Origin of the sequence: Aliamphritea ceti, assembly GCF_024347215.1 — a bacterium.
GTDB lineage: Bacteria > Pseudomonadota > Gammaproteobacteria > Pseudomonadales > Balneatricaceae > Amphritea > Amphritea ceti.
In genome coordinates, this window is sequence record NZ_AP025282.1 from 1021993 (window position 1) to 1038975 (window position 16983).

Here is a 16983-nt window from a genome sequence, read left to right on the forward strand (position 1 = left end):
GGATTATCAGCATGGCAGAACTGAAAGTAGGTACACTGATTATTGGTGCTGGTCAGGCGGGGGCCCGAGCTGCCTTTGCACTGCGGGAAAAAGGCTATAGCGATTCGGTCTGTATTATCGGAGAAGAAGCGTTACCTCCTTATGAGCGGCCACCCTTATCAAAAGCGGTACTGCGTGACGAGAAAGGTTTATCCGATATTTTGGTGAGGGATTTACCTGCTTATGATAGTCACAATATTCAGTTAATGCTGGGCAGCCGGGTAGAGAAAATACTACCTGAAGCGCAGAAAGTGCAATTGGGTGATGGTCTGATGATCGGTTATGACAAACTGATTCTGGCCACTGGAGGTCGTCCTCGGCAGTTGCCCGATAAAGTAATGCCTGGTGTGCATTATCTGCGCAGCCACGGCGATGCTATACAGCTTAGTGCTGAGCTTAAGCAGTATAAAAAACTAGCCGTTATTGGCGGTGGCTTCATCGGTCTGGAAGTTGCAGCCAGTGCCCGCCAAATGGGTCTGGAAGTGTGTGTCATTGAAGCGGCACCAAGAGTCTTACAGCGCAGCTTGCCTGAAAAAATTGCGGCAGACGTAGTCGCATTGCATGAAGCGAAAGGTGTGACATTCCACTGTAGCGCCCGCATACATGGCTTTGTTGGTGATGACCGTCTTAGTGGTATTCAGCTCGAAGATCAGTTGATTGATGCCGATGTCGCAGTAGTAGGCATTGGCCTGATACCGAATACCGAGCTGGCAGAGGTTGCTGGTCTGGCGGTGGATAATGGCATTTGTACCGACGCTCAGGGCCGTACCGGCAATCCAAATATCTATGCAGTTGGCGATTGTGCCAACAGCTACCATTCATATTATCAGCGCTCGATCCGTATGGAGTCCTGGCAGAATGCCAATCTTCAGGGGGAGGCTGTTGCTGCTGCAATCTGTGGTGAATCAACTGATAACAGCGCGGTGCCCTGGCTTTGGTCTGATCAGTATGACTGGTCATTCCAGGTGGCAGGAATGTTCGATAGTCAGGCGCAACTCATAAGCCGCGGCTCTGCGGAAGAAGGCAAGCTTATCTACTTTATCCACAGTGACGGTGTACTGACTGGAGTTGTCGGCTGGGGTAAGGGTACTTCCATTGCGAAGGATGTCAGGGTAGGGCAAATGCTATTGCAACAGGGTAAAAATCCGCCTTTTGAAATGCTGGCAGATGAAAATGTATCGCTAAAGAAATTGCTGAAGCTTTGATCTTTGTAAGCTTGACGATCTGAAAAACCATAACAAAAACAATTAAGAGCTATAAAAAATGAACAAAGCATCCGATTACGATACCGGCATAGCTGCCAAGCCACAGCCAATGACGCTGGAACAGGCAGCTTGGATAACGCCGCCAACTCAACTGACCGATACCGAAGCTATGCTGGATATGCCACGGCTGCGACGTTACCGGCAAGAACGCTTACGTGAGCAGATTAAACTGCACAATTTAGGCGGTGTGTTGCTTACTGATCCACTGTCGATCCGTTATGCCACAGGCGTACGTAACTGTGCTCTGTTTCAAACTCATATCCATGCCGGATATCTGTTTGTACCGGCAGAAGGTCCAGTCGTGTATTTTGATTCATCGCCGGGTCGTTATACCGGCAATCAGCTGGAAACCATCGATATTATTCGTGATGACTTACTTCCTATCAGTCATATGTTTGCTGGTAGCCGCCATGAAGAATGGTGCCGTAAATGGGCGTTACAGATTAAAGAACTGATGGATCAGTATGGTGGTGGAAATCCTCGCATAGGTCTGGAAAAAGCCGGTACTGAAGGCACTGTTGCATTTCAAAGTGTAGGGCTGGAAGTATTAGATGCGAGTTCAGCGATGGCTATGGCCCGGAAAATTAAAAGTGCAGAAGAGATTCTATGCATGAATCAAACCATTGCCGTGGCAGAAGACGGGATGACCCGGATGCGCAATGCGTTAGTTAATGGCATCAGCGAAGTGCAGCTGTGGTCGCATATGTGGCAGGCGAATATCGAAGGTGGCGGTGAGTGGATCGAATACCGTCTGCTGGCATCCGGTGAGCGAACTAATCCGTGGCAACAGGAGGCCGGTTCGCGGATGATTCGCGCCGGTGATCTGGTGTGTTTTGACTGCGGTATGATTGGCCCGTTTGGCTACGGTGCGGATATTTCCCGCGCCTTCCATTGTGGTCCGGGTAAACCGACCGCGCATCAGAAAATGCTTTATTCCCAAGCCTGGGAAGAGATTCAGCACAACACGGAACTGATGCGGCCAGGCGCGGATTTCAACGACATCATTGCGAACCGTTATATCCAGCCTGAGGCAATTGGCCAGCAAACCTATCCGGCACTGTGTCACGGGCTTGGTATGGGAGATGAATGGCCGGTGGTCTATTACCCGGCAGATGATCAATTCCATTTTGACGGTCAGCTTGAAGCCGGCATGGTGATTTGCGTGGAAAGCTATGTGGGAGAAGTTGGCGGTAATGAAGGTATCAAACTTGAGAACCAGGTGCTGGTGACTGAGTCAGGTCCGATCACATTGTCCCGTTATCCCTTTGAAGACAATCTTCTGAATCGCGAATTTTAAGCCTGCTGAGGAACCAGTAATGAAAAAAATATATACCTATGGCGGCGAATTCGGCCTGCGAAACTGGACGGCTGGGGATCTTGCTGCTCACAAAGGCGGTGCCAAACTTACGCAGGTAACTGCAGTTAATGCTGAAGAGGCTGCTGCGGCTGAAGCAGCGGGCATCGATATGATTAGCATCGTTGCTGATGATCTTGCCGTGACCCGTACGGCAGCCCCACATACCTTCATTACCGCTGCGCTACAGCTGACTGATTATTATCAGGAAGAAGCGGTTATCAACGGTGCGTTTAAGGCAATGGAAGGTGGTGCCGATGCAGTCTATACCATCCGTAATCTGGAGATGGTCAGCAAGCTGGCCAGCTTTGATATGCCGGTAATGGGGCATGCCGGGCTAATTCCCCGTAAATCTACCTGGATTGGCGGCTTGCGTGCCTTTGGCCGTACCGCGGAAGAAGCCATGGAATTGTACCGACAGTTTAAGCGCCTCGAGGACGCGGGTGCCTGGGCAGTTGAAGTTGAAGTCGTACCCACAGAAGTGCTGGCGGCGATCAACATGAAAACCAAACTTGTAACCACTTCTATAGGCGCAGGCTCCGGTGGCGATGTAATGTTCCTGTTTACTGATGACATTGTGGGTGAAACGGAAAATCCGCCGCGGCATGTACGTACATACCGTAACTTCTTCGAGATCCGCGAACAGATGCGTCGTGAACGAATTGCAGCGCTCAAAGAGTTCCGGGCGGATGTAGAGGAAGGCACATTTCCGGGGATTGCTGAGTCAGTTGAGATGAATGCCGTTGAGTTAGATAAATTCCTTGAAGAAATGGATAAACAGCCTTAACTGGTTGTTTTTCCAAATATCCTAAAATGGCTACCGACTGGGATGAAACCGCTGGGTATTATGTCGATTTTCGATATAATCCCAGCATGCAAACATCTCTGGAAAAAAAGACCAAGGCTGAGCTTGCGGCTGAGCTGTTGGAAGCTGCCATCATCAGCTGTGACCTGGAACCCGGTTCAGTCATGACTGAAACCGAGGTCAGCGAATACCTGAATCTGGGTCGCACGCCGGTCCGGGAAGCACTGACCCGACTGGCAAATGAAAACCTGGTGCGGTTGTCCCGGGCGGGTGTGGTGATTCCTGAGCTGAATCCCATGACGATGCTTAAGCTGCTTGAACCCCGCGGCATGATGGAACGGCTGTGTATTGAAAAAGCCATTGAGCGGATGGTCGATGCTGACCGTGCCCGTATCACACCGGTGATCGAAGCCCTGCACGCACTGGATAACAGTGACCGTAAAGGATTCATGGCACAACTTCGGGAAATTCATAATATTCTGGCGGACTCCTCCAAGAACGAATTTATCCTAGACTCGATTAAATCGACCCAGGGCCTGTCCCGTCGCTTTTGGTATTACTACGCCAGTAATGAAGACCAGGCCTACTGCACTGATCTGTATGTCCGTCAGATGCAGGCATTACTGACTGGCGATGAAACCATTTCAATGGCGTGCTCTGCCGAGCTGATGCAGTATCTGCAGAATTTTGCCCGGCAGCAGCTGGAACAATTCCGGTAAACAGCCGACAGTGAGTATTCGGAAGGGCCGTTCTGTATCAGGAACGGCCCTTTTTTATGGAGGGCTGATGTTGGCAGCTAGCAGCTATAAAGAGTCATGCTGTTACTGTTAGTGGTTATTCCTGTTCTGTCTTGGTCCTGATCTGCAAGGCTGGTTAGCTGAGACTATGCTTTAAGTATCAAATCATTGGTGCTGAACGGGTACATGTCATGTCTGTAAGAAATCTTATCTGTATTCTGTTGGGATGTTTTTTGCTGGCAGTGGCCGGCTGTACTGCGACGGGAACTACTTCAGCAGATAAACGCGCCACCATTGAACAAATGCACAATCAGGTATTAAGGGATATTTATGCCGTTAGCCCCGGAGCCCGCTCACATGTGGCGGAGTCACCGGGCTATGCGGTATTCAGTAATACCCAGCTGAAACTGTTTCTGGTGGCTGCCGGTGGTGGTTTTGGCGTTGCTAAATCCGCTGGGCGGCCCACCTATATGAAGATGGGAGAGGCTGGTGTCGGACTTGGATTAGGCGTTAAAGACTTCCGTGCTCTGTTTGTATTCCACACGCCAAAAGCTTATCGGGACTTTGTTGAAAAAGGTTTTGTGTTCAGTGCGGAGGCTGATGCCGCTGCAAAAGCGTCTTATACCGGTGGTCAGGCTGGTGGCGGTATTCCGTTAGGGGACATGACGTTGTATCAGGTAACAGATACCGGTCTGGCATTACAGGCCACATTAAAAGGCACCAAGTTCTGGCGTGATAACGAATTGAACTGATTACTGCATTGAATGTAATTTCGTACCTGCCGCTGAGACAGGTACGGAACATAGTGGTTAGTTCTGGCGGTTAAGGAACAGGTCGGTCAGGCTAAGAATATCAATGATAGTTCCTTCACCACGGGCAACACGGACAATCTGATCTTTAATTCTGATCAGCTCATAATGTGCACGGTCATAATCGGGTAAGCGGCGGCGTAAGCTTTCGGGAACAGGTTCGCTCAGGGCTCGCAGCTCATGATCCAGTACATCACCTTGTTGCAATTTCCGCTGCCAGCCCGGTGGCAGGTTGCCACCTCTGGCGAGTTTCTTTTGCAGGCCTTTTGGTAAGCTTTTATAAGTACGGGCATCATAACCGTAATGATCACCGTAATAGTCACGGATAATGTCTGCTTCATTTCGGGTGAAGCCGTATATTTTGGCTTCGTCATAACTTTCCGTATTACCACTATTAGCAGACTTATTGTGTTTGGCTGCTTTGTGCTGGTGTTTAGTTTTGTCTTTGCCAACACCCTCAGGCTTGGCCGCCTGGCTGGCGGGTGCCATTAAAAGTGCGGCGATACAGAGGCTGCAGACCATGGTTAATTTTTTTAGCATAATATTGACCATTAATTCGTGGCAATACGCATATATAGCTGATAGCAGGTGACTGTTAGCTGAAGCACGTTTTTAACGTATTGCGTGAGCGGTGATTTGATTATAGAAGTACTTAGGGGATAGCAATATTGATAGACACTGATAAAGCCAAAGGGTTTAGTGTGTTTGAGCGCAGCACACAAATGATTCTGCCAGTTGTATTAGCTGATCAATATATGATGTTAAGTGCGATTTAAGAACTGTCTCTCAGCGCGTTAATAAATCAGACAGGATAATAATATCGAGAATAGTTCCGTCGCCTTTAGATACCCTAACGATCTGGTTTCTGATTTTGATGAGTTCATAGCGAGCACGATCGTAATCAGGTAACCGCTGTCTTAATCTGTATGGGATTGGCTCTCTCAGGTTTCTGTAGCTGTAATGAAGAACATCTCCCCGGCGAAGTTTTCTTTGCCATCCTGGGGGAAGTTTCCCACCGCGCTTAAGCTTCTTCTTCAAGCCTCTTGGTAAACTCTTATAAGTACCGTAGTAACCATATTGCTTGCGAGAAAAATGGTTATCAAAGCGTTTAGCACTGTAAGTCTGGAGTTTGTAACTCGGGTACTTATAAGTCCGGTGCTTGAAAGCTTGGTGCCTATAAGCCCTGTGTTTGTAGGCTTTATTTGAATATGATTCGTTAGAGTAGAACCCTGTCCATGCAGGTCTTTCTGCATAACTGGCAGGAGATGTCAGAAGTGTTGTGATAGCCACACAGCAGGCAACTATGTACTTATTCATCATAGTATTCACCTTTTATAGTGTAGGTTAGTTATAACGTATTTATTGTGACTGTTAGCTGAAGCACGTTGAAGTATTGTTATATAGACAAGGTTGGCAGAGCTTAGGTTCAAACGCTGATTTTTAAATGAACAGGATTAAACACTTTTGTTGTACCAGTGGATTTCGCAAATAAATATTAGCGATAAAAAGAGAAACAATATGCAAACAGATTACTTGCTGGCGCCCTTGATTGATGTCGCCCGCCAGGCGGGAGATGCCATTATGGGCGTCTATCAGGAAATGCTCATTGATGACGGTATTCAGGCGGATATTAAGCAGGATGGTTCTCCTGTTACGCGTGCGGATCAGGCAGCGGAAGACCTGATTTTGCCTGTGTTAAAACTAGTTGCACCGGAAGTAACCGTTATCTCTGAAGAAAATGCGAGTAGCCATGTTATTCGGGCGCCTGAGCGATTTTTTCTGGTTGATCCGTTAGATGGCACCAAAGAGTTTTTGAAAAAAGATGGCAAAGGCTCATTCACTGTAAATATAGCCCTGATAGATAACGGCGTACCTGTATTAGGGGTAGTGTATGCCCCGGCGCTGGGACGGATTTTTTATGGCAACGAGAACGGAGCATTTGAAGAAAATGCACAAGGTTGTGTGCGTCTGAATCCCAGGGATGTACCTGCTACTGGGCCGGTGGCCGTTGCGAGTGTCTCTCATCGTGATGAGCTGACCAATGAATGGCTGAAACAGCAGCAAATTGATCACACGGTTGCGATAGGTTCGTCGCTTAAGTTTTGTTTACTGGCAGCGGGGGAGGCAGATGTATATCCGCGTTTTGGTCCAACGATGGAGTGGGATACCGGTGCGGGAGATGCTGTACTGCGGGCTGCTGGTGGACAGGTGAATTTGCCGGAAGGTGGAGCATTTCCATATGGGAAGGCGGAGTATAGGAATGGAGCGTTTATAGCCGTTGGGCGGTACAGCGTTAAGTAGTGGTTGGCTTTGTAGTTTGTATTGGCTGATAGTCCAGTGTATTTCTTGGCTAGGGTGCTGAGTTCTCTATTGGGATGGTCTTTTCACTTATGCGACTCAATATTTTTAAACGACACTTTCTTTTATGAGCTTATTCTTAATAATTTTAAGACCGCCCCACTGCTTGTCAGGTGATTCGCTGCGAGTGGGGTTGTCTGCGCGTTTCGTTCTTAAATGACGCTGTTCTCTTTATTAGAACTTAGTAGGCACGCTAAGTGCTCTCAACCAGTACATCAGGCTTACCTATCACTCACTGTGGTACTCTATTTCACAGAAGAGGAAGCGGGGTGCCTGCGCCAGGAAGGTGCTTTGTTATGGCAAAAGACTAGACCTGCTCCTAGTAATAGTTTGTATGATCTCTACACTCGTGCTGTTTAGCGTTTTTTTGGTTTACTGAGCTTTACTTGGGCGAAGTTTGCCGGTCATTCTCAGCCCGTCACGAATATTCAGGCCCATTAATGATAAGTTTATGGCGCCGGCAAGAAGTTCGAATGCCTGAACGATGTAAAACTGTGGATTAAATGTTCCTGTTGCAGCCCACTGATTCAGAAAAATTGCACAAGGTAGCAGAATCAGTAATCCGTTAGCGGCAATGAATGGCATGCGTTTTTGCTTATTACTGATCAGCCGGCCTTGTCTGTTTTTTGCACTGTTAAAGCCTGAAATACCCGTTATCGCCAATGCCGGGATCAGGAAGAACAAGCCGGGTGTAACGATTAAGTTTTTTACTGTAGCAATAGATTCTTTTGAACCGAAAAGCTCAACCAGTATAGTTGCAGTAAAAAACGTAGAGATACAAAGCGTTGCGACAACAGCGGCTACAAGATGGATTTTAATCTTCACTGTATTAGTCTCCTGAAATTTTGACAATGTGTTGTCAATATATAGGTTTTGGTAATTTATGACAACATGTTGTCATTGATAAAGAGTTAGATAATGAAGCACACCGCGGAAGGACATTTGTTAACTAGCATTATTTTGCAAACATTTAAGTTGAATGGTTTGTTGGTGTTGGAAGGAGATCAACTGGTTAAAGACGTAGGGCTGACAAGCGCACGCTGGAAGGTTCTGGGTGCCTTATCCAGTGGACCAGGATCAATGACGGTACCAGATATTGCCCGGATCATGGGGCAGTCGAGACAAGCGGTACAGCGGCTTTCGAATGAGATGGTTAAAGATGGTCTACTGGTTACTCAACCTAATCCGGATCACCAGCGGGCGAAATTATTAACACTTACAGAAGCCGGGGTGGATGCATATGCTCAGGCTATGGAAAAGCAGATTCCCTGGGTTAATTCACTTGCCAGTGATCTGACTGAGGCTGATTTGGAGCAGGTTTCAGTTGTGCTACAAAAGTTGATGGGGCGGTTGGAGAAGTAGTTTTTCTGATGTGTTCTTCTTCAACTGAGGCCGATATTTTATAAGTTTTGATAGTTCAGCGTTTTTCTTGATTAGGGTGCTGAATTTTTATTTGTGATGCTTTTTTCTAACACGACTCAACACCTTTAAACGACTTAAGCTTGTCAAAGAGAGCTCTTAAGAATCTAAACGCCGCCTCACTGCTTGCCTTGCTCTTAGTTACGAAAGGGCCGCGTTCCCTTCGCGTTTCTCCCTTGAATGGCTCCGCAAAACCTCAGTCGCCGCTGATCATTCAACGTCTGCAATGCTCGCTTGGGAAGAAGGGGAAGCTGGAAAGCCTGAGTTAAGTGGTGGTTTTTAGAAATAGGCTGAAGCATATTCCGTTTTCAGTAATCGGGTATTTTCTGCTGTGGCTGCCTCATAAGAGTATTAATGTATAGAAGAAACCGTAGATATCAGCAAGAGGTGAGAAGGATAAAGAAAAGGCAGGGAGAGGATGCTGGATGCGGCGACTATTACCCTGATTAGCTGTTGGGAGTACTCAAAAGTCTGCTTTTAAAATCAATCGCCAGAAAGACCAGTTTTGTATCATAACCAGGTACTTCATAGGCCCGGTTTTTTGCTCTCATAGTTAATGGTTTTAGCAAATAGAACGGATATAGTAGGGCAATGGATATTAATACGATACAGACTTTCCTCGAGCTTGCCTCAACTGGTAATTTTAGCCGTGTAGCTGAGCGTTTACACATTACGCAGTCTACTGTCAGTGCCCGGATTAAGGTGCTTGAAGAGAGAGTTAACCGCAAGCTGTTCGAACGGACATCTATAGGTGTTCATCTCACGCCTGCTGGTCAGAGATTTCATAATTATGCGGTGTCGATACAGCAGTTGTGGCAACAAGGACAGCAAGACCTGGCATTGCCTGACGGTTTTGACGGCATGATTGGATTTGGTGTCCATATGAACTTATGGAAGCGTGCTTTTCCTGGCTGGATTAACTGGATGCGTATGCATTGTCCATCGTTGGGGATAACTGTTGAAATGGATTACTCTGAGCGTCTTACTGAAAAGGTTTCTCAGGGATTACTGGATGTTGCGCTCACACTTATGCCGAGAGTACTTCCCGGATTGCACATCGAACAGTTTATGGATGACAAGCTGATTATGGTGTCTCATGAACCCAAAACGTTTGATGAGTGCAACAATCTGGACTACCTGTATATCGACTGGAGTTATGGGTACCGTGAAGAGCATCGGCAAAAATTACCGCACCTTCATAGCGCTACAATTAATTTAGGACTTCCTGAGGCTGCTCTTGAGTACCTGCTGGAAAATTCAGGCTACGCGTACTTATCGTTAGCTGATGTGCAGGAATACCTTGATGATAAACGCTTATTTGCCGTGGCAGGAGCACCTTCGCTGAACCGTCCGGTCTATCTGATTTATCCAGAGAAACCCGTCGATAAGGAACAGCTGGACATTGCTGTAAATGGATTGCGAGCAATACTGATTAAAGCGTAGCTATTTTGATTTGAAATAGCTGACTGTCAGATTTTAAGTGTCATGTCTTTTACAGTCAGTATAGGGCGTTTCACCGGTGTTTCTTATCGAGTAAAGCCTGTTTTAGTGATCCGCACCCGGGCAATCTAAACTGTCCGGGCGCGTTACTGTTATTAAACCTGAGCGATCAGCTCCACTTCTACTGCTGCGCCGCTGGGCAGGCTGCTTACCCCAACGGCCGCACGCGCATGTTGACCTTTATCGCCGAATAAACTTTCCAGCAGATCTGAGGCACCGTTTACGACGTGAGGATGCGCTTCAAAATCCTCACCGGCATTCACAAAGGCTGTCAGTTTTACAATCTTTTTCACGTTTGCCAGATCGCCTGTTATGGACTGTAAAACACTCAGAAGTCGCAAGGTGCAAAGCTGGGCTGCTGCATATCCGTCTTCAACGGACAGGTCGACGCCTAACTTTCCTTTGTAGCGAATCTGGCTTCCGTCTTTAGGTGTCTGGCCTGACAGAAAGATAAGGTCGCCAACCTGAACCCCCGGAACATAGTTAGCAGCGGGCTCTGGTGGTTTGGGTAATTCCAGCGCCAGTTCCTGTAAACGCTCATTGATACTGCTCATACAAAGGCTCCTCTGTTAAATAACCGTCCGCCTTCTGGGGTATGAGCAGGCTCAATTCCCAGTTGCTTCAGGCATGCATACATCAGCGCCTGATTACTGGTTACTACAGGCTTTTGAATGGCTGCCTCTATGGCTGGAATCGCTTCCAGTGCCCGATAATCAGTACAGGAAATAACAACGCCCTGTGCATCCGGATGGTCCGCCCTGAGGGCCATCTCATAAGCATCATCAGGCGTTAGAGCCCCCTGTTCAAGGCTGTTCAGATTTTTGCTAAAACCGACCTGGCTGACCACCTCAATGTCACTCTGGCGAATGAAGTCAACAGACTCATCGGCGAGTTCTCTTACGTAGGGGGAGGTGAATGCAACACGCTCAAGTCCGAGCGATTTTATTGCAGCTATAAGCGCTCCGGCGGTGGTGACAGAAGGGCATCCAGACATCGTTTGGATATCATCACCAAAAGTTTTATCAAATGCGGGCCCGTCGGACAGTGTTGCTGATGTACAGCCGTAAGCAATAACATCGACCTGTGCATCGACGAGTAACTGCACTTGCTGCTCCAGTGACTGACGGGCAAAGCGGCGCATTTCGTTTGAGTCAGGAATGACGCTGACATCATATCCACCACTGCGCGTTACATGTAATGTCACCCCGGGAGGCGTGAGCATCCAGCAGTCCGGTTCAGCATTGGTGTTAGATGAAGGCACGATCAGGCCAATACGCTTGCAACGCGCGTTAGCACCAATACCTGGTATGGCTGCTGAGAGTATCTTAGTCATTATTCTCCACCTCGCCATCAAGTGCTTGTCTCAGGTCAGCGATCAGATCATCAATGTGCTCAAGGCCAACGGATACACGCAGTAAGTCACGCGGGGTTGGTGAATCAGCACCTTCCATAGACGCTCTATGCTCTATCACCGTGTCGGGGCTGCCAAAGGAAATGGCCTGGCGGATTAACTGTGTACGGGCAGCAACTATTTTTGCTGCAGCTTCACCACCCTTTACCTGGAAAGAGAGCATACCGCCAAAACCGTTCTGCATTTGCCGGCGGGCGATATCATGACCAGCATGTGACTCCAGGCCGGGATAGCGCACCAGAGTAACCTTCTCATGTGTGCTCAAAAACCGTGCGAGCTTAAGTGCACTGGCTGATGCTGCTTTGACCCGTAGCGATAAAGTGCGCATACCGCGTAGCAGTAACCACGTCTCAAACGTTCCTAATACGCCGCCGTAATCATTACGAATGCCCTGAATCGCTTTCAGCAATTCTTCCTGACCCGGAGCAACAACCAGTGCACCGGCTATCAGATCACCGTGACCGTTGAGGTATTTGCTACCCGAATGCAATACCACATCAGCACCGTGAGCAATTGGCTGGGTCAGTATCGGTGTGGCTACCGTATTATCAATTGCAACCAGAGCGCCAGCCGCATGAGCCGCCGCTGAAATAGCTGCTATATCAGAGACCTCCCAGGTTGGATTACTGGGTGTTTCCATCCAGACAAGCTTTGTTCTTCCCGGGAGGAGGGCATTAGACACGCTTTCACTGTCGTAGCTTGATAAAAATGAGGCTTCTAAGCCCCAGCGTTTGCCATGCTGGTTCAGCCATTGACGCAAGCCTGAATAGACGTTTTTTGGCAATATCACATGATCGCCTGGATTGAGGGTGTGAAACACTGCTGTCATTGCCGACATGCCGGAGGCAAATAACAGACAACCAGCGCCGCCTTCAAGCTGATTAATGAGCGCCTCTGGCTGGAGGTAGGTAGGATTATCATCCCGTGAAAAAATTCGCCCGGTGCGATCCAGCTGTTCTGGATCTCGCAGGAAGGATGTTGACGGACGGATAGGCGCCGCCATTGCGTCAGTTTCCCGGTCAACCCAGCTCAGGGCAGTTGCTGTAAGGGTTTCAGGGTTCGTTATTTTGTTCATTGTCCTGCTCCCGTTTGCCGCTTTCGGGCTTCCGTAGGGCTAAAGTCACCTTTGCTGTCGACAACAAGTCCATACTGTTTTTCAGCGTTCTCACGATCAACCAGGCCTGAAAGTACATCATTAACAATGGCAGCCGGGTCCCGTTCCAACGGATTACCGTAGCCACCGCCGCCTGGGGTAAAGACAATCAGTTTTTCTCCCGCAGGGATCATTTGTTCACCTTTTGGTTTCAGATTTTCACCTGAAGTAAGTGCTAATGAACCTGCAATGCCTTCCTTTCCCTGTTCACGGCCGCGGGCTGGGTGATGAATGCGATCGACTGCAGCAAACAGCGATATTGGCGCATTTTCACTGCTGGATAGTTCTAAGACCTGACCCAGTCCACCACGTTGCTTACCTGCACCGCCGGAGTTCTCGCGATATTCACGGCGCCAGATAATCAGTGGTGAAACACTTTCAGTAATCTCTACTAAGGAGCCCATCACCCCGCTGGGGAAAGATGTAGCAGATAAGCCGTCTTTTGTCGGGCGTGCGCCCGTGCCGCCATTGTGGACCAGCTCAGTGGCAAATTTAGTACTGCCCAAACCGCTTTCAACAGAATAGCCACCGCGTAAAGGCAGGTCCCATAAGCAACAGGTGCCTTCCGCAGGAACCGTACCGGGAATCACCTGATGTAAACAGCCAAACATCACGTCAGGCAGCAACTGGCCAACGACGTGCCGCATGGCGACGGGCACAGGGAATTGAGCATTCAAAATGCTGTCCTCAGGCGCCATAATTTTCATTGGTTCAATAGAACCATGATTATTAGGTACTTCAGGGGCTATCGCGCATTTCAGGGCAAAACAGGTATAGGCACTGGCATAATTTAACGGGCAGTTAATGCCATATCGGGATAGCCCGGATGTACCTGTGAAATCAACTTCAAGGTCACCACCGGCAATGGTGAGTTTAGCGACCAGGTCCAGCGGTTTATCGTAGCCATCTACGCGCATCTCAAAGTTGTAGATACCATCGGTTAGCTGACGGATACGTTCCTGCGTACTGCTGCGGGATGTATCGACGATATAGTCAGATATCTCTGCAATGGTCGCGATACCAAAATCGCCCATACATTCAGACAGACGCCGACTACCACACTCGACACATGCGATCAGCGCATAGATATCACCTTCCACTTCTATCGGTACCCGGGAGTTGGCTTTAAGGATCGTCATGAATGTCTGATCTAATTTACCGGCATCAATCAGCTTGAAGATCGGCACGTACAAACCTTCATCCAGCACATCAGTACCATCAGGGCCAAAACCTAAACCGCCAATATCTGCAAGGTGGCTGGTACATGACGTAAAGCCAATCAGATTGCCCTCATGAAAGCAGGGGCGTACCAACATGAAGTCGTTCAGGTGTCCGGCAGCTTTCCAGGGGTCATTCGTCAGGTAGACGTCTTCCGGATGCATCTCGTCCAGTGAAAAATGTGCCAGGAAATGCCCAACTGATTCAGCCATCGTATTGATATGTCCGGGAGTACCCGTTACTGCCTGAGCAATCATGCGCCCCTGTATATCAAAGATACCCGCGGATAAATCACCTGACTCCCGTACGATTGGGTTAAAGGCGGTACGCATAAGCGTTTGTGCCTGCTCTTCAACAATTGCGATTAAACGATTCCAGAGAATCTGCTTATCAATATCTGACAGAGATGAGGTAGTCATTATTTCGCCTCCAGAATCAGGTTGGATTGTGAGTCGATATACGCTCGGTAGGCGCTGGTAACAAATGTAGTGGTCTGCGGTTCAGCAACCATGGCAGGGCCTTCAAAATACGCACCGGGTGATAAATCAGGTCGCCAATACACGGGCACATCTTCGTATTGCTTCGTACTAGGTAAGAAGCCTTTACGGCTGGCGTTAGGCGTCGCCGGATACACTTCTGAGTTAGGAACGATATCTTCAGCCAGTTTTTTGGCGCTAGATACAACCGTTGACCAGGACAGTATTTCAATGTCCCGTTCTGGAATCGTACGGCCATATAGATTGCTGTAATACGCTTCATAAGTCGTTTTAATCAGCGTGTTATCTTCATTTGTTAAATCGCGGTTGGGTAACGGAATTTCGATTTCATGTCCCTGCCCGATATAGCGCATATACGCGGTACGTGTTTCAGTAAGCGGCTCTTCAGGTGCACCATTACGCACGATTTCAAAGGCTTCTTCACCGATCTGACTGAGCACGTGATTGGCTTCTGATGCATTAAAGTTATCCAGGGTCATGTAACGACTCTGAACCACTTCATAGGCCATCGGCGCCCACAAAAAACCCACCGCAGACCCCACACCTGAATTCGCAGGCACAATCACACGTTGTATATTTAACTTTTCAGCCAGACGAACCGCATGAAGTGGTCCTGCGCCACCAAAAGCAATCATCGTGCATTGAGTCAGATCGGCGCCGTGCTCAACACTGTGAATACGTGCAGCATTGGCCATGTTTTCTTCAACCATTTCACCAATACCGAATGCGGCTTCATGCATGGGTACATTCAGCTTATGCGCAATACCGTAGGTCACGCTTGCCTCAGCAGCGGCGATGTCCAATTGCATCTTACCTTCGGCAAAATCCTGAGGATCAATTTTACCCAGCAATACATTAGCATCGGTCACCGTTGCTCGCTCCCCGCCGTGACCATAACAGGCGGGCCCCGGTGTAGAACCCGCACTTTCAGGGCCAATAGCAAGGCGACCCATGCTATCTACATGGGCAATAGACCCTCCACCTGCACCTATTTCGATCATTTCAACCACCGGAATACGCACTGGCATACCGCTGCCTTTTTGGAAACGGGCAGCGCGGGCTATTTCAAAATTCCGTGCAGTCTGAGGCTCGTAATCATCGATCAGACAAATCTTTGCTGTAGTTCCGCCCATATCAAACGAAACAACATTTCTTTCCTGTACGTTAGCGGCGATCCTGCTGGCTAATACTGCGCCGCCACTTGGACCTGACTCAACCAGCCGAATAGGAAAACGAATCGCTGACTCCAGGGTTGTCATACCACCGCCGGAGGTCATTAAAAATAGCGGTGAGCGAAAACCACTCTCGTGTAATGCCATCTTCAGTGCTTTTAAGTAGCGCGCCATAATGGGTTGAACGTAGGCATTACAGGCGGTTGTCATTAACCGTTCGTACTCACGAACTTCAGGACAGACTTCACTAGATAAAGAAATTTCAGCCTTGCAGCCAGCTTCAATTAAAATATCCCGAACAGCCTCTTCATGAGCGGGGTTGGCATAGCTATGCAGCAAGCCAATGGCGATAGATTCAATATTGTTTTTTTCAATGTCATTAACCAGAGACAGCACTGCTTCGCGGTTCAGCTCAAGTAACACCCGGCCCCGTACATCCATTCGTTCTGGTACGGTGAAACGAAGCTCCCGGGGAATTAGCTGTACCGGTTTATCGATCATCAAATCATATTGATCAAAGCGGTTTTCATAGGCTATTTCTAATGAATCACGGAAGCCTTGGGTCGTGATCAGCGCTGTTTTAGCGCCTTTGCGCTCAATCAGCGCGTTCGTCGCCAGCGTAGTTCCATGAATAAAGACATCAACCTGCTCAGGTGTTACAGATGCCTTTTCGAGAACAACATTCACACCGTTCAGGATACCTTTTTCCGGGTTCAATACGTCCGTTGGTACTTTTGCTGTCACAAGGCCAGCGGGTGTTTCAAGTACGATATCGGTGAATGTGCCACCGATATCTGCTGCCAGACGTATTTGGTTTTTATTTTGTGTCATAGACTGCTCTCCAGTAAGAGACGCTAGTCTGTTTAAAAATTTGAAAAAGAAAAAACAAAACGTTTTTCTGACGCTATCGAAAATTTTAATAGCGGGTTTTGGTCGTTTGAATTTGGGTTGGAATGAGGTTTGGGATGGGTCTGAAAGAGCTTTTATTTTTAGGTTTTACTGAGGGAATTATTGTATTGGTTGGCTTGTAAGGGGGGACTTTAGTTTGGCTAGTTGCTAGTCCGCTTTCTTTCTTAATTGCTGTGTTTAATTTGTATTTTTGATGATTTTTTTCGACTTCGTCGATTTAAGACTTTTGTAACCACACAAAAGTCTTAAAAATCTAAAAGTGGCCCCACTGCTTGCCTTGCTCTTAGTTACGAAAGGGCCGGGTTCCCTGCGCGTTTCCCATTGAATGGCACCGCAA

At 48.2% G+C, this 16983-nt stretch carries 16 protein-coding genes; 8 read left to right on the plus strand and 8 right to left on the minus strand.

Annotation, left to right across the window (positions count from 1 at the left end; all coding sequences use genetic code 11):
• The first annotated feature begins 11 nt into the window (after nucleotides 1-11).
• The 5 genes from OCU49_RS04640 to OCU49_RS04660 all read left to right on the plus strand — a co-directional run bounded on the left by OCU49_RS04640 (nucleotide 12) and on the right by OCU49_RS04660 (nucleotide 4952).
• Entirely contained in the window at nucleotides 12-1244 is a 1233-nt protein-coding gene (locus OCU49_RS04640; protein WP_261843815.1) for an NAD(P)/FAD-dependent oxidoreductase, read from the plus strand.
• Nucleotides 1245-1302: 58 nt separating this feature from the next.
• Nucleotides 1303-2601 (plus strand): M24 family metallopeptidase, encoded by a 1299-nt coding sequence (locus OCU49_RS04645; protein WP_261843816.1) that lies wholly within the window; start codon nucleotides 1303-1305, stop codon nucleotides 2599-2601.
• Between the two features lie 19 nt (nucleotides 2602-2620).
• The gene (locus OCU49_RS04650; protein WP_261843817.1) at nucleotides 2621-3445 is read left to right on the plus strand and encodes a 3-methyl-2-oxobutanoate hydroxymethyltransferase; all 825 of its coding nucleotides are present in this window, start codon (nucleotides 2621-2623) and stop codon (nucleotides 3443-3445) included.
• Between the two features lie 26 nt (nucleotides 3446-3471).
• Entirely contained in the window at nucleotides 3472-4182 is a 711-nt protein-coding gene (locus tag OCU49_RS04655; protein ID WP_261843818.1) for a GntR family transcriptional regulator, read from the plus strand.
• 209 nt (nucleotides 4183-4391) lie between these two features.
• Complete coding sequence (locus OCU49_RS04660; protein WP_261843819.1) at nucleotides 4392-4952, plus strand: lipid-binding SYLF domain-containing protein; 561 nt, start codon at nucleotides 4392-4394, stop codon at nucleotides 4950-4952.
• Nucleotides 4953-5009: 57 nt separating this feature from the next.
• Here the strand turns inward: OCU49_RS04660 and OCU49_RS04665 are convergent, their stop codons facing one another.
• Together OCU49_RS04665 and OCU49_RS04670 are read right to left on the minus strand one after the other, a co-directional pair.
• Nucleotides 5010-5549: a hypothetical protein gene (locus OCU49_RS04665; protein ID WP_261843820.1), complete on the minus strand. Its 540-nt coding sequence runs from the start codon at nucleotides 5547-5549 to the stop codon at nucleotides 5010-5012.
• 246 nt (nucleotides 5550-5795) lie between these two features.
• Nucleotides 5796-6329 (minus strand): hypothetical protein, encoded by a 534-nt coding sequence (locus OCU49_RS04670; protein ID WP_261843821.1) that lies wholly within the window; start codon nucleotides 6327-6329, stop codon nucleotides 5796-5798.
• Nucleotides 6330-6527: 198 nt separating this feature from the next.
• Between OCU49_RS04670 and cysQ the strand changes: the two genes are divergently transcribed.
• Complete coding sequence (gene cysQ / locus OCU49_RS04675) at nucleotides 6528-7310, plus strand: 3'(2'),5'-bisphosphate nucleotidase CysQ (protein ID WP_261843822.1); 783 nt, start codon at nucleotides 6528-6530, stop codon at nucleotides 7308-7310.
• 429 nt (nucleotides 7311-7739) lie between these two features.
• Here the strand turns inward: cysQ and OCU49_RS04680 are convergent, their stop codons facing one another.
• Nucleotides 7740-8192 (minus strand): hypothetical protein, encoded by a 453-nt coding sequence (locus OCU49_RS04680; RefSeq protein WP_261843823.1) that lies wholly within the window; start codon nucleotides 8190-8192, stop codon nucleotides 7740-7742.
• Nucleotides 8193-8285: 93 nt separating this feature from the next.
• On the opposite strand from OCU49_RS04680, the gene OCU49_RS04685 reads away from it, so the two are divergent.
• On the plus strand, nucleotides 8286-8729 hold the full coding sequence (locus OCU49_RS04685) for a MarR family winged helix-turn-helix transcriptional regulator (protein WP_261843824.1): 444 nt from the start codon (nucleotides 8286-8288) through the stop codon (nucleotides 8727-8729).
• A gap of 648 nt (nucleotides 8730-9377) precedes the next feature.
• Nucleotides 9378-10229: a LysR family transcriptional regulator gene (locus tag OCU49_RS04690; RefSeq protein ID WP_261843825.1), complete on the plus strand. Its 852-nt coding sequence runs from the start codon at nucleotides 9378-9380 to the stop codon at nucleotides 10227-10229.
• Nucleotides 10230-10381: 152 nt separating this feature from the next.
• Here the strand turns inward: OCU49_RS04690 and OCU49_RS04695 are convergent, their stop codons facing one another.
• From OCU49_RS04695 to OCU49_RS04715, 5 genes are read right to left on the minus strand one after another with little or no spacing between them, the layout of a single operon-like run.
• Nucleotides 10382-10840 carry a RidA family protein gene (locus OCU49_RS04695; protein WP_261843826.1) on the minus strand — a complete coding sequence of 153 codons (459 nt, stop codon included), beginning with the start codon at nucleotides 10838-10840 and terminating at the stop codon, nucleotides 10382-10384.
• Nucleotides 10837-11619: a maleate cis-trans isomerase family protein gene (locus OCU49_RS04700; protein ID WP_261843827.1), complete on the minus strand. Its 783-nt coding sequence runs from the start codon at nucleotides 11617-11619 to the stop codon at nucleotides 10837-10839. Before OCU49_RS04700 ends, OCU49_RS04695 begins: the two co-directional genes overlap by 4 nt.
• Entirely contained in the window at nucleotides 11612-12772 is a 1161-nt protein-coding gene (locus OCU49_RS04705; RefSeq protein WP_261843828.1) for a trans-sulfuration enzyme family protein, read from the minus strand. Before OCU49_RS04705 ends, OCU49_RS04700 begins: the two co-directional genes overlap by 8 nt.
• Nucleotides 12769-14487 (minus strand): hydantoinase B/oxoprolinase family protein, encoded by a 1719-nt coding sequence (locus OCU49_RS04710; protein WP_261843829.1) that lies wholly within the window; start codon nucleotides 14485-14487, stop codon nucleotides 12769-12771. Before OCU49_RS04710 ends, OCU49_RS04705 begins: the two co-directional genes overlap by 4 nt.
• Entirely contained in the window at nucleotides 14487-16568 is a 2082-nt protein-coding gene (locus OCU49_RS04715; RefSeq protein WP_261843830.1) for a hydantoinase/oxoprolinase family protein, read from the minus strand. Before OCU49_RS04715 ends, OCU49_RS04710 begins: the two co-directional genes overlap by 1 nt.
• Nucleotides 16569-16983 lie beyond the last annotated feature (415 nt).

Excerpts from the sequence above, each read along its gene's own strand:
- OCU49_RS04705 (WP_261843828.1), bottom strand. The coding sequence starts at position 12,772 with ATGAACAAAATAACGAACCCTGAAACCCTTACAGCAACTGCCCTGAGC.
- OCU49_RS04690 (WP_261843825.1), top strand. The coding sequence starts at position 9,378 with ATGGATATTAATACGATACAGACTTTCCTCGAGCTTGCCTCAACTGGT.
- OCU49_RS04655 (WP_261843818.1), top strand. The coding sequence starts at position 3,472 with ATGGCTACCGACTGGGATGAAACCGCTGGGTATTATGTCGATTTTCGA.
- cysQ (WP_261843822.1), top strand. The coding sequence starts at position 6,528 with ATGCAAACAGATTACTTGCTGGCGCCCTTGATTGATGTCGCCCGCCAG.
- OCU49_RS04695 (WP_261843826.1), bottom strand. The coding sequence starts at position 10,840 with ATGAGCAGTATCAATGAGCGTTTACAGGAACTGGCGCTGGAATTACCC.
- OCU49_RS04665 (WP_261843820.1), bottom strand. The coding sequence starts at position 5,549 with ATGCTAAAAAAATTAACCATGGTCTGCAGCCTCTGTATCGCCGCACTT.
- OCU49_RS04685 (WP_261843824.1), top strand. The coding sequence starts at position 8,286 with ATGAAGCACACCGCGGAAGGACATTTGTTAACTAGCATTATTTTGCAA.
- OCU49_RS04650 (WP_261843817.1), top strand. The coding sequence starts at position 2,621 with ATGAAAAAAATATATACCTATGGCGGCGAATTCGGCCTGCGAAACTGG.
- OCU49_RS04640 (WP_261843815.1), top strand. The coding sequence starts at position 12 with ATGGCAGAACTGAAAGTAGGTACACTGATTATTGGTGCTGGTCAGGCG.
- OCU49_RS04660 (WP_261843819.1), top strand. The coding sequence starts at position 4,392 with ATGTCTGTAAGAAATCTTATCTGTATTCTGTTGGGATGTTTTTTGCTG.
- OCU49_RS04700 (WP_261843827.1), bottom strand. The coding sequence starts at position 11,619 with ATGACTAAGATACTCTCAGCAGCCATACCAGGTATTGGTGCTAACGCG.
- OCU49_RS04670 (WP_261843821.1), bottom strand. The coding sequence starts at position 6,329 with ATGATGAATAAGTACATAGTTGCCTGCTGTGTGGCTATCACAACACTT.
- OCU49_RS04715 (WP_261843830.1), bottom strand. The coding sequence starts at position 16,568 with ATGACACAAAATAAAAACCAAATACGTCTGGCAGCAGATATCGGTGGC.
- OCU49_RS04710 (WP_261843829.1), bottom strand. The coding sequence starts at position 14,487 with ATGACTACCTCATCTCTGTCAGATATTGATAAGCAGATTCTCTGGAAT.
- OCU49_RS04645 (WP_261843816.1), top strand. The coding sequence starts at position 1,303 with ATGAACAAAGCATCCGATTACGATACCGGCATAGCTGCCAAGCCACAG.